The 15631-nt window shown below is 70.0% G+C and carries 11 protein-coding genes and 3 pseudogenes; 4 read left to right on the top strand and 10 right to left on the bottom strand.

Annotated elements, in window-relative coordinates; genetic code table 11:
- Positions 1 to 2 precede the first annotated feature (2 nt).
- Entirely contained in the window at positions 3 to 434 is a 432-nt protein-coding gene (locus tag QQY66_RS16620; protein WP_301981133.1) for an ATP-binding protein, read from the bottom strand.
- Between the two features lie 176 nt (positions 435 to 610).
- Between QQY66_RS16620 and QQY66_RS16615 the strand changes: the two genes are divergently transcribed.
- Both QQY66_RS16615 and QQY66_RS16610 read left to right on the top strand, forming a co-directional pair.
- Positions 611 to 1882 carry a helix-turn-helix domain-containing protein gene (locus tag QQY66_RS16615; protein ID WP_301981132.1) on the top strand — a complete coding sequence of 424 codons (1272 nt, stop codon included), beginning with the start codon at positions 611 to 613 and terminating at the stop codon, positions 1880 to 1882.
- Positions 1879 to 2436, top strand: coding sequence for a flavoprotein (locus tag QQY66_RS16610; RefSeq protein WP_301981131.1), 558 nt, complete (start codon positions 1879 to 1881; stop codon positions 2434 to 2436). The genes QQY66_RS16615 and QQY66_RS16610 overlap by 4 nt, the downstream gene beginning before the upstream one ends.
- Before the next feature lie 125 nt (positions 2437 to 2561).
- Here QQY66_RS16610 and QQY66_RS16605 read toward each other — a convergent pair whose 3' ends face one another.
- The 7 genes and pseudogenes from QQY66_RS16605 to QQY66_RS16575 all read right to left on the bottom strand — a co-directional run bounded on the left by QQY66_RS16605 (position 2562) and on the right by QQY66_RS16575 (position 10233).
- Complete coding sequence (locus QQY66_RS16605; protein ID WP_301981130.1) at positions 2562 to 2957, bottom strand: hypothetical protein; 396 nt, start codon at positions 2955 to 2957, stop codon at positions 2562 to 2564.
- 26 nt (positions 2958 to 2983) lie between these two features.
- A complete protein-coding gene (locus tag QQY66_RS16600) occupies positions 2984 to 4558 on the bottom strand; it encodes a hypothetical protein (protein WP_301981129.1) in 1575 nt (524 codons plus the stop codon).
- A gap of 354 nt (positions 4559 to 4912) precedes the next feature.
- Positions 4913 to 6543: pseudogene (locus QQY66_RS16595) on the bottom strand (mobilization protein); the annotation flags it as partial.
- Positions 6540 to 6881: a plasmid mobilization relaxosome protein MobC gene (locus QQY66_RS16590; RefSeq protein WP_301981128.1), complete on the bottom strand. Its 342-nt coding sequence runs from the start codon at positions 6879 to 6881 to the stop codon at positions 6540 to 6542. The gene QQY66_RS16590 and the pseudogene QQY66_RS16595, both read right to left, overlap by 4 nt.
- A 311-nt stretch (positions 6882 to 7192) precedes the next feature.
- Entirely contained in the window at positions 7193 to 8527 is a 1335-nt protein-coding gene (locus tag QQY66_RS16585) for a hypothetical protein (protein ID WP_301981127.1), read from the bottom strand.
- A gap of 93 nt (positions 8528 to 8620) precedes the next feature.
- Entirely contained in the window at positions 8621 to 9316 is a 696-nt protein-coding gene (locus tag QQY66_RS16580) for an ATP-binding protein (protein WP_301987339.1), read from the bottom strand.
- On the bottom strand, positions 9313 to 10233 hold the full coding sequence (locus QQY66_RS16575) for a hypothetical protein (protein WP_301981126.1): 921 nt from the start codon (positions 10231 to 10233) through the stop codon (positions 9313 to 9315). The genes QQY66_RS16580 and QQY66_RS16575 overlap by 4 nt, the downstream gene beginning before the upstream one ends.
- 536 nt (positions 10234 to 10769) lie before the next feature.
- On the opposite strand from QQY66_RS16575, the gene QQY66_RS16570 reads away from it, so the two are divergent.
- Positions 10770 to 10970 carry an AlpA family transcriptional regulator gene (locus tag QQY66_RS16570; protein WP_301981125.1) on the top strand — a complete coding sequence of 67 codons (201 nt, stop codon included), beginning with the start codon at positions 10770 to 10772 and terminating at the stop codon, positions 10968 to 10970.
- A gap of 266 nt (positions 10971 to 11236) precedes the next feature.
- Positions 11237 to 12178, top strand: a pseudogene (locus QQY66_RS50400) (tyrosine-type recombinase/integrase); the annotation flags it as partial.
- A gap of 268 nt (positions 12179 to 12446) precedes the next feature.
- Here QQY66_RS50400 and QQY66_RS16560 read toward each other — a convergent pair.
- Positions 12447 to 14357 (bottom strand): TerD family protein, encoded by a 1911-nt coding sequence (locus tag QQY66_RS16560; protein ID WP_301981124.1) that lies wholly within the window; start codon positions 14355 to 14357, stop codon positions 12447 to 12449.
- Between the two features lie 136 nt (positions 14358 to 14493).
- Positions 14494 to 15599, bottom strand: a pseudogene (locus QQY66_RS16555) (hypothetical protein).
- Positions 15600 to 15631: the final 32 nt, after the last annotated feature.

Below are 15631 nucleotides of genomic sequence, written 5' to 3'. Positions count from 1 at the left end.
AGTCAACTCCTCTGCACAGGAAGGGGGTGTGAGGTCTGGACCGGATCGCTCACCTCGAACTCGGCCCAGCAGCGCTTGCCTGTCGGCATCGGATCGAAGCCGTGGCGATCCGCGAGCGCGGCGACGAGGAACAGACCGCGTCCGCCCTCCTCGTCCGCGCTGGGCAGACCGACCTGCGGGACGTCGGGGCTGGTGTCGGTCACCTCGATCAGTAGACGCGCGTCGCTCAGGCGGGCACCGGCCGAGATGGGCCCTTTCCCCGCATGCCGTACCGCGTTCGTGATCAGCTCAGCTGCCACCAGCTCCGCCGTCTCCAGGAGCTCCGGCTTCAGGAAGGCGCCCCATGCTCGTATCGCACCCGCGAGCCGCTGCCGCGCGGACGCCGCGGCAGCAGACGTGCCGGAAACGGGAAAACGGACGTGGTGCACTTCCATGAGCGGCCTCCTGGATCGGTGCTGCTCCTCCACGCAACCGCGTCAGGCACAAGCGGAACCAGGCCGTGTGCCGGGGCTGCATCGCCTATGCAGGAGCTGCATCACAGCCAAATGCCCCTCGGCTACGCTCGGTTGAGCAGGCAGGATCGGCGACGGCAGGAGGAGCCGTGGCACAGATGGCCGAGGCACAGAGTGAAGCGAGACGGATCGGTGAAGTGATCCGTCAGGCACGCGTGTTACAGCGGCGCTCCCAGAAGGACGTCGCCGCCGCACTGGGGTATCACCAGTCGAAGGTGAGCCGCCTGGAGAGCGGCCGGGGCACCCAGGACGTCCGCATGCTGCGCGAGATCGCGCAGGTGCTGGACATTCCACCGCACCGCCTTGGCCTCGCCGCCGCTTCGAATGCCAGCCCCTCGGACCCTGAGACAGAGGACATGCACCGCCGTACCTTCCTCGCCGCCGGCATCACCGCGCTCGCGGCTCAGCCTTCGCCCGCCGCACCCCATCACGATCTGGTCCAGGTCCTGCTGCCCGGTACGACTCCCGCGGCCACCGGCCAAGCCCTGGGCATCAACGACCTACGCGACCGGACACGGACCGCACGTCGGCTGTTCTGCACGTGCGACTACACCGAGCTTGAGCGGACTCTGCCGGGTCTGATCGCCGACCTGCGTCAGGCCGCCGACGGCTCATCCGGCTCGGCCGACGCGTCCGCACTGCTGGCGACCGCATACCAGACGTCCGTGAGCCTGCTGCTGAAGCGAGCCGACCAAGGCAACGCCTGGCTCGCGGCCGGTCGCGCCATGGCCGAGGCGGAGCGGTCCGGGGACCCCGTCGCCCTCGCCGCCAGCATCCGCGTTCACGCCCACGTTCTCGTCCGTGAGAAGCACACCGCACAGGCCGTGAACATCATCCGCCACACCGCCGACCAGCTCACCGGCTCCTACGACCAGCGCCCGCCACGCTACCTGGCAGCGGTCGGCCTGCTGCTGCTCCGCGGGGCGACCGCCGCTAGCAGGAGCGGCGACCGGGACACCACTGAGGACTTCCTCACCGAGGCCCGGGAAGTCGCGCGCTACGTCACCTTCGACCGGCCCGACGCCTGGGCGAACTTCAGCCCCACCAACGTCGCCCTCCACCAGGTCAGCGCGGCCGTCTCCTTCGGCGACGCAGGCATCGCCCTGAAAACCGCCCGCCCCCTCATGCGCCGGCACATTCCCGTCCCCGAGCGCCGCGCCGCCCTGTGGGTCGAGGCCGCCCGTGCCTACAACCAGCAGGGCCGCCTCGCCGACGGGTACCAGGCGCTGCGCATCGCCGAGAGCTGCGCGGCCCAGGACATCCGGCGCCCCGCTGTCCGGGAACTGGTCGCGGATATGGCCGCCCGCGACCGCCGCCGTACGCTGCCCGCACTGCATCACTTCAGCCGTCAACTGGGAGTCCCCGCGTGAGCGACCAGCCCGACCAGCAGACCAAGAAGCCGTTCCTGTACGTCGTCGTGTGCGCGGCCGGAGTCGCCGACAACGTCGGCAAGCTGATCACGGCTGCTCAGGAGGCGAACTGGGACGTGGGCGTGGTGGCCACTCCGCAGGGCTTGGGCTTCATCGACACGGAGGCGGTCGAGGCCCAGACCGGCTACCCGATCCGCTCGGCCTGGCGCTCACCCGGCGATCCTCGCCCGTTGCCGCCCGCCGACGCCATCGCTGTGGCGCCGGCCACCTTCAATACGGTCAACAAGTGGGCGGCAGGAATCTCCGACACCCTGGCATTGGGCATCCTGTGCGAGGCGTACGGCATGGGCATCCCCACGGCCGTCCTGCCGTATGTGAACTCGGCCCAGGCCGCCCATCCCGCGTACCGACAGAGCCTGGAGCGGTTGCGCGAGATGGGCGTCCTGATCGGCTCGTACGAGCCTCACCGGCCGAAGGCCGGGGGCGGCGCGGATCGCTACCGCTGGGCGGAGGCGCTGGAACTGCTCACTCCCAAGCTGTCGGCGCGGCCGTGATGCAGAGTGACGGTGCTGTTGGGCTGTCAGGCCAGCACGAACTGTGCGCCTTGGCGCTGAGGTAACTGTCCGAACCGCAGATCGGGCGGGCAACTTACGTCAGTTGCAGGCCGCTCTGGTGAGCCTCAAGATCCGGGTAGTAAGGCTGCGACCGTGGACTGGACGAGCTGGGCTGCGGCGAGGACGCCGGGGATGCCTCCGCATCGTTCGACGAGGTTCTGGAGCATGTAGCGCAGGGTGCCGGGGTCCTGATCGGGTTCGTCGAGCCGCGGGGCGATCATGTCGAGGTCGCGCAGGGCGCCGTCCACCCCGGGGTACTGGCCGCGCAGTTCTTCCAGGCGCTGTCGCAGCTCGTCGATGCTTCCGCGGGCCTTGTCGACGGCTTCGTTGGTGATGTTGTTGGTCTGGGTGGCGTTCTGGGAGAACGGCGCGGCTTGGGCGGGGCCGGTCATGTTGCCGGTGTTGATGATGCCGAAGTTGGGGCCGTTCGGTACCGGGTCGGGCTGGCGGCGGATGGGCATGCGGGGGCTCCTGGCGGGCTCTTGGGTCAGTTCGTCATGGAGGGGTTGACGGAGAACGGCGTGGCCTGCACTGCGCCGGTCATGGTGCCGCCGTTCATGACGCCGAAGTTGTAGATGGCGGTGGACTGTTGCCGGTAGGCGGCGATGTCGACGTTGTGGTCGCGCAGGAAGATCTCGGTGGAGTCGAAGACCCGGCGTTGCATCATCTGCACGTAGTAGCGGGCGTCGTCGTGCATGTGCATGTCCTCCAGCCAGCGGAGGCTGTAGACCTCGCGGAGGCTGACCGGTCCGCTGCCCGGGTCGAGCTCGGGGCGCTTGCGGGCCTTGCGGCGTATGAGCCGGTCGAGTCCGACGTAGACGTCGGCAAGGGCGTTGAACGCGGTGCGGCCCAGCCACTTCAGGCTGCTCGGATCTGCGGGCGTGAGCCCGGCGACCTTCGGGTTGAGTGGGCCCATGATGTGCGGGCGGACGGTGACACGCAGAAAGCCGCCCTGGTAGGCGAAGTGGACGAGTATGGCGGCGACGAGGTCGCCGTTCCAGGCGGTGACCCGGGCCCAGATGTAGCGGCGGGCGACCTCCTCGGTGGGCTTGTCGCCGATGTTGTCCACGGCGAGGGTGTGCAGGCTGCGCCAGGCGTCGTCGTCCATCTGGTCCCAGCGCTTGTGATGGATGCCGGCGATCCCGATGACCTCCACGCGCAGTTTCGGGTGATCGCGGTGATGGGAGGGTGCCGGATCGTCCAGACGGCGAGCGATGTGGGCGTGCAGCTGAGCGGCGGTGAAGTGCTTCAGCGGCTTTCGGGCCACCGGCTTGTTGTGCTTCGCCAGCGCATCCAGGACAGCCTTGGCCACCTCAGCCATGTCAGGCTGACCTGGCTTTTGCGCCGGTGAGCCGAGGCCCGGAAGCGGCGGCGTGCTGTCGTCTTCGGCGTCCTGGCCCTCAGGAGCGGGCTCGACGTCGATGCCGATGACGGCCTCCTGCCATGCCTGAAGCCCCGCCCCGAGGAACCGGTGCCGATCGCCGTTTGCGCGACGTTCGTGGAGGTACGGCAAGGCGTGGGCTTGCACTGCGGTCGAAGGCGCGTGCAGTTCTCCGGCCAGCAGCGCGTTGAGCCGCAGCTGGGCCAGGTAGCGCTCCACCAGGTAGACGCCCCACAACCCAGCCATCAGGACGAGGACGGCCCATCCGGCAGTGAGGGCACCGGAGATGGCCTGCCAGGCAACGACCGCGACCACGGCCACGACGGCCCCTCGGCGTTTTCGCATGTGCTGGATGGCACGATCGCACGCGTGCACCACCGGCTCCTGATGCAAGCCGTAGACCGGGATCGGCCGCGCCGACTTCTTGATCCGACGACGCACCCAGACCGCGTAGTCCTCACCCACCACCACCTCTGGCGGCTTCGGCTCCGACGAACCGGCAGCCTTCTCGGCCTCCTTGGTGGGGAGGAGCCATCGCAGACGCTTCCGCACGGCGGCCTTCAGGTTCTTCCACAGCTGCGCCAGCACGGCGCGGAGCACGGCCAGCCAGTCCGTACGGGCGAAGGCGATGGCGCTCAACCGGCGAGTGACGCCCTCGGTGTATGCCCCGTGCCTGATCATCTCCCCGGCATTGGCCGCCGTCCCCAAGGGCACTGCAGGCGCCGAGAACACCGACTGGTGCTCCGCGTATGACAAGTTCCCACCCCCGTGTCTCCTGGCGGCCAGCCACGACGATCAGCGGCGGACGCAAAGGGGCATCGTCCTCGGGCACAGGAAGCACCGCCATACCGCAAACCCGCACAAGCCGCACACGGAGGCACCCAGGTCGAACATTGACCGAAAGGCGCCTCCGCAGCGGCGTTACCTGCGGTGTCCCTGCGGTGCGCCGCCTTGACCGGGAAGCCGAGTGGTGCCCGGAGACGAGGCCGTTGTGCTGTGGCGCGCGGGCCGAGTAGGAGGTGGTTCGACCGCGTTGGCGGGCAGGTCGGCGATGCGGCGCAGGCGCCAGACGAGGACATCGCTGACGGACCCGGCGGTGTCCAGTTCGCGGTGGGCGACGGCTTCGGTCAGCAGCTCCTGTGGGTTGTGGCCAGCTTGGTAGGCGTGGGTGAGGGTGGCGGCCAAGGCGGGCCATCCCGGTTCACTCACTACCGCCTCGGCGATCTCGGGCACGGTGGCGCGGAGGAGGGCGGCGGCCCAGTCGCGTACGGGCTGGACCAGGCGCAGGCCCTGGGCGCGCAGGCGGGCCATGGGCTCCTCGGCGGCGGCAGCGTAGGCGGCGCGTAGGTGGGCGGCGGCCTGACGGGCGGCCTCGGCCTGCTGCGCGTGGTGACGCTGGGCGTGCCAGTGAGCGGCGGCGGTGGCGAGGAAGAACAGGGTATCGATCAGCATCGCCGTGGTCGCGCCGTCCTCCCCTCGACCCAGCGCCGGACCGCTGTAGCGGAGGTCGCGGGCGGCTCGGCGCAGGGCTTGGGCATGCCGGTACTCGGCACGGGTGTGGGAGCGGGTGGCCCGCTCGAACGCCCAGGCCGCGTCACGGAGTTGTTGGCGAGTGTGTGCTGCGCTGGTCTGGGCGAGGGTGTCCAAGATCTCGCCGGTGGCGGCGATGCGGGCCGCCGCGGCACCGTCGCCGTCCTGGTCGAAGGTGACCAGGGCAGTCCAGGCGGCGCGGGTGGCCGAGCGCCGGGCGGCGGCCGGCGCCGAGCTGTGCGCGTGTGGGCGGTCGGCCGACGTGTGGCCGCTTCCTGCTCGTCCTGGTGGACGTCGTGGGGGGTGGGGAAGCGCCTGCGGATGCGGGGCAGGGAGAGGTCGGGGGCGAGCGTGGAGCCGGCGTAGTAGATGGGCTCGCCGTCGTCGTTCACGTCGCCGGGCAGGGCCACCTTGTAGCCGAGCAGGTCCCCGGACGGCGCGACGCGCTGGTGGATCAGGAGCCCGGCGGCCTGAAGCCGGGCGAAGAACTCCGCCTCGCTCGCGGCGCCAGCCACCGCTTGGCGGACGGTCTCGTGCAGCTCTTCGCGCGCGGGGCGTTCGCGGCCCTGGCGTTCCGCCTTGTGGCGTTCGGCGCTGGTGGGGCGCTTGGCGGCGGTGCCGTCCCCGGTCGGGACGCGGCGCAGGTCGTAGTCGGCTTCGATGCGGCGGCATTCGGCCTGGGCGCGGCGGGCCTCGTTGTGCAGGCGGGGCCGTCGGCCGTCGTCGCGGACCAGGGTGGCGATGATGTGGATGTGGTCGTCGGCGTGGCGGACGGCCGCCCAACGGCATGCCTGCTCGTCGCCGCCGGGGGCGATGCCGGTGGCGGCGACCATGCGGCGGGCGATCGCGGCCCAGTCCTCGTCGGACAGGACCGGGTCCTCGGGGGCAGCCCGCACCGACAGGTGCCAGACATGGTTCTTGGGGCGCCGGCTGGTGGGCAGGGCGTTGACGGGCTGGTCGAGCAGGCGCTGAAGCTGCTCGTAGGTGGCCTTCGGGTCGCGGCCGGGGTCGGGGGTGAGGGGGTCGAATGCGGCGACGAGGTGCGGGTCGATGTGCTCCTCGTGGGTGCCGGGCCCGTAGAGGTAGTTGATGAGGCCGATCGTCCTGCTCCCGCGCTCGTGGATGCTGGGGATCACTCAGCGGCACCGCCGTCGCGGTGGGCGAGCAGTGCATCGGCGGCGTCCGCCATACGTAGGGCGGCGCTTTGGACGGCCTCGGCCGTAGCGTTCAGGTGGGGTGCGTCGGCGCCTGAGTTGAGGGCCTTGGCGACCTGGTTGAAGAGGCCGTGGATGCGGCCCAGGTGGCGGCGGGCGGCGAACAGCTCGTTGATGACTTCCCGTTCGGTGGCGATTTCGGCGGCAGTGCGAGTCAGGTCACGAGCGGCCTTGTCCGCGGCGTAGGCGAGGAAGGCGGCGATGGTCATGTCGCAGTGGGCGGCTGCGTCAGTCAGACGTTTGAACTCGTCTTCGTTCATGCGGCAGCTGGGCTGCTTCAAGCGCTTGCGCTCTTTTGGCTGACGCACACGCTGACGTTTCTTCGCGAGGGATTCGCCCTGCTTCCCTCCTGGCTGCGGTCCGCCCTCGGTCGCAGCCTGACGGTCCGGTGCCCCCCCCCGGCGCAGGACTGTTCCCGTCACCCCTGGGGCGGGAAGGCCGGGAGCATTGCTCCCGGTACAACTTGCTGGCGCCGAGGTTGGGGTGTTGATCTCCTTTTGGGCGTCGTGGAGTTCGTGGTGAGAGTCGTGCATCGAGCGGTCTTCCTTGGGGCTTGGGTGTAGGGGCGGTCTCATTGCGGGCGGCCGGCGGGCCTGGTGCGCAGGTCGGCCTTGACGCTGCGGACGACTTCTCCGGCGGTGTCGCTGGCGACGCTGTAGCCGTCCTCGCGCACGGCGTTCTCCAGCAGGTCACGGGAGAGACGTCCGGTGTCGCGGTGGAGGCGATGGGCGTACTCGGTGAGGAGGTTCCGTGTCGCCCGCGGCTTGGGGCCCGGGCGATTCGACTTCGCCCGCGCGGCCTTGCCCAAATCGACGTCCAGCGGTTCCTCGCCCGGTTTCGGTTCTGGGCTGGTGGCGGTGCGGGCGGGCTGCTGCGGGCGGTTTTCGGCCTGAGTTCGGGCTGCCCGGTCGGCGGCGTCCCCGCCCGCGGCCTTTGAAGGCGGGCTACCCGGAATCTCTGCCCGAATTGCCGTGTTGGCCCGCAGGCCGGCGATCGTGGATCCGTCCATAGACCCGGGGGCGGAGTAGTGGGGCCAACGGGCGGGCAGTGGGATGGAGGCCAGGGCGAGGGCCTGTTGCCGGGTGGCGAGTTTGCGCAGTAGCAGCTCGTCCTGGCGTTCGTCGCGGTCGACGTCGGCCTGCTCCAGTGCTTGGTGCAGGCGGCGGGTGAGGCGCTGGCCTCGCCGCATGACGCGTTTCTCGGGCTTCATGGCCTCGGCCCGGAGGATCAGGGTGACTGCGCGGTCGAGGGCGCGCTCGCGGATGATCCGGGCGGCGTCCGCGTCCCGGTCGGCAATACTCAGGCGGGCGAGTAGGCGTTCGCGTGCCTGTCGGGCGAGGACGGCGGTCAGGCTGCGGGAGGCGGAGTGCGGGCTGCGGTTGCGCAGTTCGATGCCCATGGCCAGGTGCCAGAGCATGGCCGCCAGGACCGGGCCGACGAAGGCCCGCACGGTTCCGCCGACCAGCCCGGACTCGGCGTAGGCGGGCACGATCTGCACGCCGGTGATCACCCAGGTGAGGGTGCCGGGCAGGCCGGGCGCCTGCTTCGGGCCGTTGAGGTTCGCCCGGGCCATCAGCGCGGTGGAGAACAGGGCGAGCTCGGCGACGGCGAACATCGCGGCGCGCTCGATGGTCCCGCCCATGTCGAGGTAGTCGGCGGCGAAGCGCCAGCTGGTGTCCGCGCTGTAGGCGGTGCAGCCGATCGCGGCAACGGCGGCAACCGGGATCGCGGCGGTTCGAGGTCGCGGTCCGTTGCCGGGCTTACGGGCGCGCTGCCACCGCCATCCAGCGGTCAAGGCGAGGGCGACGAGCAGCAGCACGGCGGCGGTGGGCGAGGTGATCCAGTGCGCCAGGGACGCTGCCGGAGTCTCTCCGGCGCTTGTGGGCACGGTGTTGCGGGAGGTCATGCAGGGGCTCTCCAAGGGCTCGCGCGAGCGAGGGCATGCCTGTGCGCGGGCGGGGTGAGGCGAGGGTGGGAGGGGGGAGACGCGGAGCTGCCCTCAGGCGGCGGGCGCGGTACGGCGTCGGTCGGGGCCGGTGAGGACGACGCGTTCGGTCATCTCGGCGAGGCGGGAGGCGACGCGGTCGCCGAGCGCGGTGCGCAGCTCGGCGGTGGGGAGGTTGGTGGTGATGAGGGTGGGGAGCATGTGCTCGTACCGGTGGTTGATGAGCCGGTAGGTGATCTCCTCGGTCCACTCGCTGGTCTTGGCCGCGCCGAGGTCGTCCAGGAGCAGCAGCGGGCAGCGGGCCAGCGTCTGCAGTTCCCGTTCGCCGTCGTGACCGGCACGGGGGCGGAGGCGCGCGTGCAAGTCGGCGCTGGTGGTGGCCTCCCAGCGGAGGCGGATGCCCCGGGTGAGGAGAGCGCGTACGGCGCCGTACGCCTGGTGGGTCTTGCCTGTGCCGGTGGGGCCGGCGATCAGCAGCGACGGGCCCTCCGCGATGCCCGGTCCGCCGGGTCCGGGGCGACCTGCTCCGGCGATGTGGTCGGCCCAGGCGGTGATCTGCGGCTGGTCGGCCAGGGCACGGCGGTAGCGGGCGGGGATCCGGGCGTCCGCGAGTTCCAGTGCCGTGACGGGCTCGGGCGGCGGTTCCTCGGCTGTGACGCTGGGGTCGATACCGCGGGTGGCCAGGATCGTGTTGAGCCGGTTGGCGAGCGGACCGACCTGGCGCGGCTCTCGGGCAAGGGTGGCGGTCAGAGGTCACCTCCGTAGGCGGCGTCGATGTCACTTGGGTTCGTCCACGGCGTGTGGCCGACCGTCACGGGCGCGGCGTTCATGGCCTCGTGGACGAGACTCGGCAAGGTGCTGGGATGCAGGCCCTTGGCCCGGTGGCGTTCGAGTCCGGCCCGGATGTGGGCGGGGGAGATGCCCTCGTCGAGCATCTTGCGCACTTCCCGGCCGAGATGGTCCAGGACGCCGACTGGTGGACGGTGGGCGCAGGCGGCGACGTACTCGGCGATCATCTGCCGGGCCGAGACCATGTCGGGTGCGTGGGCGCTCGCGCCCCCCGAAGGGGTACTTCCTAGGTCCATGATCCTAGGTCCTAGATCCGTACCGTGAGGCTTCACCTGCGGCTCCGGGCGTCCTCCGTGAGCCCGCATGGAGGGCTCCGTGAACCCGTCCTGACCTGCGGATTCGTTATCGGTGCCAGGATTCGGTGCGGGCTCGCGCATCTCGCGTGCGTTTGCACGGAGGGCTGCGTGAGGCGGCACGGAGGGCTCCGTGAAGCCGACCCCCGTGGGGCTTGGCGTGGCTCCGGCGGCCGGGGTGTCGTGGTGCGGGCAGGCGGGGAGGCGGCTCTTGCTGGGCCGGTTGATCTTCTGGTGTCGGCTCCAGGTGACGATGTGTAGGTACCGCTTGTCGTCCAGCCCCGTGTAGCGGCAGATCAGTCCGGCGTCGGCGAGCTGGGCGAGGTCCGTCTCGACGTCCGAGGGCCCGTGTTCCGGGCGCAGCACCCACAGTTGTCCGGTGATGATCGCGGCGTGGTCGCGGTGGCGGCCCTGGTCGTCGGCCTGGGTGAGCAGGCCGATGAAGGTGCGCTTGGCGGTCAGGGAGACGGCGGCCAGGGACTCGGAGACGAAGGCTTCGGGCTTGATGGTGCGGATTCGGGCCAAGAGGGGCGGTTCCTCACTCGGTTGCAGGTGGGCGGACACCCACGGCTCACCGTCGTCGTGGCGGTACGGGCATCAGGGGTGGGGGAGTTGACCGGCCGGCGGCGCGTGGCGCACTGGTGGCCGCTCGCGCTTTCCGGAGGTGCCGTCAACACATAGCCACACCCGGACCGCGCAAGTCCAGCCCTATCCCGCGACATCTCTCACGGCAGAAAGCGTGCCGAAAAAGAAGGCGGTAGAAGGCGGTCCCAAAACTTTAGGGCACGATCGCCGGTTGACGAAATAGTCGATTGATGTGCCGGTTTTCGGTACTTCCCGCCCCTGGGAAACCGCTTCGCGGCGAACCGCGCGAGCGCAATATAGACGACGATCGCCGGTTAACGAAACCGGCGATTCTATGGATAGTTGTGGTGCCAATCGAGGTGCTGACCCTGCCCACGGATCCACGCCGCTATCGACTGGCAACTCCACAGTCCGCCTGCCTTTCGCACCGACCCGGCGCAAAAGCAGGACAGCCCCCCCTGCCCAAGGAACACCGCTTGACGTCTCCGCCCCGCCGCCCCACCGACAAACTCACGGTCGACGAGTTCTGCGACGACCTCCGCATCTCCCGCTCCACCTTCTACGACTGGCGCAAGAAGGGCACAGCCCCGCGCTGCGTACGCATCCCCAACGGCGCTTTGCGCATCCGCCGCAGTGACTACGAGAACTGGCTGACCGACTGCGAGGACCACGCTTGAGCAACCGGTCCTACAAGGTCCGCTTCTACGACACGGAGATCTACAGGGGAAAGCGCAAGACCAGCTACACCGTCCGGTGGTCCGTCAACGGAAGGCGCCACGGCCAGAGTTATGCCACGAGCGCGCTCGCCGAATCCTTCCGCGCAACACTGCGCGTCGCCGCTAACAACGGCGAACCGTTCGACGTGGACACCGGCCTGCCGGTCTCACACGCCACATCGGCCGCCGAGGTCACCAACTACGAATTCGCCCTCCAGTACGTCGACATGAAGTGGCCGCGCATCTCGGCCAACAACCGCAAGAACACCGCCAAGGCCCTCACCAAGGTCACCCTCGCATTGCTGCGCACCGAACTCCCGGACCGCTTCGACCCGATCGACGTACGCCGGGCCCTGCGCGAGTACGCCTTCAACAAGCTCCGACGCGACGAGGCGCCGCCCGAAGTCCGCACCGTCCTGTCGTGGATAGCCCGCGATTCCCTGCCGATGACGGCCTGGGAGGAGACCAAACGTGTCGACGCCGTCATGCACGCGCTCGACACACTTCTGGACGGCAGCCCGGCCGCCGCCAGCTCCGTCAAGCGCGAGCAGCGGATCCTCAACGTGGCGATGAAGTACGCCGTACGGCAGAAGATCCTCACCGCCAACCCGCTCCCCAAGGGCAAGGAGGAAGGCGCCGCCCCCAAGGTGGCCGAGGCCGTCGACAAGCGGTCGCTGCTCAACCCGGGTCAGGTCGCCCGCCTCCTGGCCTGGATCGCCGACCGCCCCCGCACCGGCCACCGCCTCCACGCCTTCTTCGCCACCCTCTACTACACCGGACTGCGGCCGGAGGAGGCCGTAGCCCTCCGCGTCAGCGCCACCACACTGCCCGCCGAGGGCTGGGGCGAACTGCTCGTCCACACCGCCGAGCCCGAGGTCGGCAGCCAGTGGACCGACGACGGCCGCGTCCACGAGACCCGCGACCTCAAGGGCCGCGCCGAGGGCGACACCCGCCCCGTCCCCGCCCACCCGGCACTCGTCGCTGTCCTCCGCGACCTGATCAAAAGAGACGGCCTCCAGCCGGGCGACCTCTTCTTCCCCGGCGAGAAGGGCGGGCTGCTGGCCGGATCGGTCTTCCGCCGTGCCTGGAACAAGGCCCGCAAGGCGGTCCTGCCGGAGCACGAATACGAGTCACCCGTGGGCAAGCGCGTCTACGACCTGCGCCACACATGCCTGACCACCTGGCTCAACCACGGCATCCCACCCGCCCAGGTCGCCGAGTGGGCGGGCAACAGCGTCCCCGTCCTGCTCGCCACCTACGCCCGCTGTTCACGGGCCAGCTGGCCGAGCTCCAGCAGCGCATCGAAGGCCCCCAGCGACTGCCCGCCGGGCCGGCCCCGAGCATGCCGGTGCCCAAGCCCGGATCCACGCCCGCACCGCGTCGCCGTGCCTGAACCGGGCGCAGGGACGCGCAGATCTTCGCTCCCGGCGCCGGCGTTCAGTCGGCGATGTCGACGCCGTATCCGCGTGCGAGGGCGTCGAGGCCGTGGTCGTAGCCCTGACCGACGGCGCGTAGGCGCCACACCGGGCCTCTGCGGTAGATCTCCGCGAGGAGCATGGTGCGTTCGGTGGTGGCGGCGTCCAGGGTGGCGCGGGCGAGCGGTGCGCCGCTGCTGCCGGGTGCCGCACCGATCTGGATCGCACCGACCGTCCCGAAGGTGGCGGCGCCGTCGGTGGCCGCGGCGACGACGACCTTGCGCGTCGCGGGTGACAGGGAGGCCAGGTCGAGGGCGATGGTCTGTTCGGCAGGACCGCCGGTCAGCAGTCGCACAGTTCCAGCCGGGCTCTCCGGGGCCCCGTAGAAGATGAAGTCCTCGTCGAAGGTGACCTGTTCGTCCTCGTCGAGGAGGAAGGCGACGACGTCGATCTCGTAGCCGGACTGCGGGGCCCAGCCAGCGGTGACGTACCACTCCGGCGCGGGTCTGCCCTGCGGCATGGGCAGATCGATGACACCTCCTCTCGGCATCACGTGCGGCTCCTGAGTCCGGAGCGTTGCTGCGGCCGGGGTGGTGGCGGTCGGAGCGGTGAGCCAGTGGAGGTCGTGCACGGGGAGTTCGAGGGCGGTGATGCGGCTCATGCGCCGGTCGCTCTGCCCGCCCTCCAGGAGTACGACGTCGGTGACACTGGCGGACAGGTTGATCGCCGCGGACCCGCCCAGCTCGACGACGCGGGTACGAGCCGCCGCGGCATCGGCATGGACACCACCCAGCACCAGCACGCGACGCCCCGCCAGAGGCTTGTCCAACGTGCCGACGGAGGGCACCGGTCGACGCGGAGCGGGTACCCCCACACCGGGTGCGGCCGTGGGGAGGGGTGCGGCCTCCGGGACGGGTACGGCAGAGGTCGTGTTGGGCGCCAACTCCACGGGTCGGACGATGGGTTCTGCTTCCAGCTCGGTCACCGGGGCGACAGCCACGGCCGTCGCCTCATGGGCTGTCCCCGGTCGTACGTCGGCCAGGAGCCGCAGGAAGGTGGGCTCATCGATGACCGGCACGCCTTCGGCGAGTGCGCGTCGGGCCTTTGCCGAACCGGACGCCGGTTCATTGGTGACCAGCACGCTGGTGTGCCGGCTGACGGAGGTCATCATGTTCAGCCCGGCGGCAACCGCCCGCCCCACAAGCTCCGCCCGGGCTTGGACGGTCTCACCGGTGATCGCGACCTTCATCCCCTGCTGGAGAGGCCCGCCGGGAGTCATGCGCCCCGGATTGCGGTAGGCGCAGGGTGTCTTCGGCGGCTGCGGCGTGAACTGCGACTCTGCCCGGGGCGGGCAGCTCACCAGCGGCAAGGGCAGATCGAGCCGCGCTGCCTCGCGCAGTGAGGCCCGCAGGATCCCGGCCAGCACACGGGTGTCGTCCAGCGCATCATGCGCGCGTTGCTGGGGGACGCCGTAGTGGGCGGCGAGGGTGCCGAGCTTCATGTCGTCCGTCGGCGGATCCACCTGGCGATTGAGCGCCAGGGTGCACAGCCGCTGCGACACCGGCAACCACATCCGCGCACGGGCGAACTCGTAGGCCAGGAAGTCGTAGTCGAACTGCGCGTTGTGGGCGACCAGCACCCGGTCCTGAAGCATCGCTCCGATCCGCCCGGCGACCTGATCGAACGTCGGTGCACCCTGCAACCGCTCGATGGTCAGCCCGTGCACCTCCACCGGTCCCGGATCGCAGCCCGGATTGAGCAGCGTCGAGAACTCCCCGGTCTGCTCGCCGTCCGGACCGATCGTGATCACCGCCACGGACAGCACGCGATCTCGCCGGGCCATGAGGCCCGATGTCTCCACGTCGACCAAGGCCCAGTCGTAGGCGTAGTCGCCCATGGCGGGTACGTCGAAGGAGGTGGAGACGAGACTCATGACGGCAAGGATGATCGGATATCAAGCGCCCATTCAACCCGTATGCCGATTTGCCATTGTTTGGATGGCTGCAACGAGGCGGTCCTACGATGTTGACCGCTGAACCGGCGGGTGGCGCTGTTCGATTGCCATACGGCTAGAAGATGTCGACCGATGCATCTTGCGTGAGGGTTTCGAGGATCGTGCGTATCCACGGGCTGCGAACGGCTGGTAGCCGGACCAAGGTGTGCTCGAACCTGCTCCGGTCGGCCCGGAACAGGTAGTTGGGGCGCGGCGGGAGCGGGTCGTCGCGGAGTACGTCTTGGGGTATGCCGCCCGACGCGGGAACAGGCAAGTACGGTTCGGGGGAGACGAGCCACAGCCACACCCCCAGCGGCAGGGGCACCGGGTATGCCGATGCCGCCGGGCCGGCGGGGGTCCAGGTCTGACCCGTCTGGGGATGGATCGGTACGAGGAGGATGTCGACGCCCGCACTGGCGGAGGGTTCTCCCGGTCCAACCAGGACGGCGTGCCGCGTTGGCGGGCCTGCGGGCAGCAAGGCGTCGAGCGCGCGTTGGAACACGTCCGCGGTCAGACCGCCCGGGACCTTCACCGGCTGCCCTTTGGAGGCCACCAACAGGTGGGCGAGCGCCTGGCCGGCTGCCGCTTCCCATTGAGGACTCCACGACCAGTAGTGGCTCGACCCAGACCGTCCTCCCCACGTGCCAATCGGCTCGAACGGGGGTGTGCTCTCCCCCTCTCTACCAATTCCGTCCAGGAGAACGGCGCAGTGTGGACACCGCCGGTGGGGACGCGGCGCACGGCGTCTGAGCTGAGCCGCACTGCCTGCCACAGCGAGCAGTCGTCGACCCTTGTTGCCACGGGCAGGTCGCACGCCTCGCAGGCCATGTTGGGCCCCTCGGCCCCGTCGAGGCCACAGCAGGCACCGCCACGCTTCTCGGGAATCAGCCGGGTCCCGCGGATATCACCGGGAGCGGTGACGATTGCCCCGGGCGTGCTGTCGGACAGGGCGTAGACCGGCGCGTAGATGCCGCGTGCCTCCGCCTCGCCCGGATCGATCTCGTCCCACATCCGCCATGGCCCTCCCCATGGGTCCGGGTCCACGGCAAACGTCCCTGCCTCCATGAGCACCGGTAGTTGGACCCCATTCCCGTACTTCTGACGGGCATGGGGCGGAAGGGAAACCTGGGACAAAGGGACTGTCAGCTCGGCACCGCAGCGCGCGCAAATGAAAACGAACAAATGCACCCTCCGTAAGGGAAGCAGCTGCATGG

It is taken from the genome of Streptomyces sp. DG2A-72 (genome assembly GCF_030499575.1).
GTDB lineage: Bacteria > Actinomycetota > Actinomycetes > Streptomycetales > Streptomycetaceae > Streptomyces.
This window is presented reverse-complemented; position numbering and strand designations above follow the sequence as displayed.

Coding starts and splice junctions, on each gene's coding strand:
- QQY66_RS16600 (WP_301981129.1), bottom strand. CDS start 4,558: ATGATCAGGCACGGGGCATACACCGAGGGCGTCACTCGCCGGTTGAGC.
- QQY66_RS16585 (WP_301981127.1), bottom strand. CDS start 8,527: ATGACCTCCCGCAACACCGTGCCCACAAGCGCCGGAGAGACTCCGGCA.
- QQY66_RS16620 (WP_301981133.1), bottom strand. CDS start 434: ATGGAAGTGCACCACGTCCGTTTTCCCGTTTCCGGCACGTCTGCTGCC.
- QQY66_RS16615 (WP_301981132.1), top strand. CDS start 611: ATGGCCGAGGCACAGAGTGAAGCGAGACGGATCGGTGAAGTGATCCGT.
- QQY66_RS16605 (WP_301981130.1), bottom strand. CDS start 2,957: ATGCCCATCCGCCGCCAGCCCGACCCGGTACCGAACGGCCCCAACTTC.
- QQY66_RS16560 (WP_301981124.1), bottom strand. CDS start 14,357: ATGAGTCTCGTCTCCACCTCCTTCGACGTACCCGCCATGGGCGACTAC.
- QQY66_RS16590 (WP_301981128.1), bottom strand. CDS start 6,881: ATGAACGAAGACGAGTTCAAACGTCTGACTGACGCAGCCGCCCACTGC.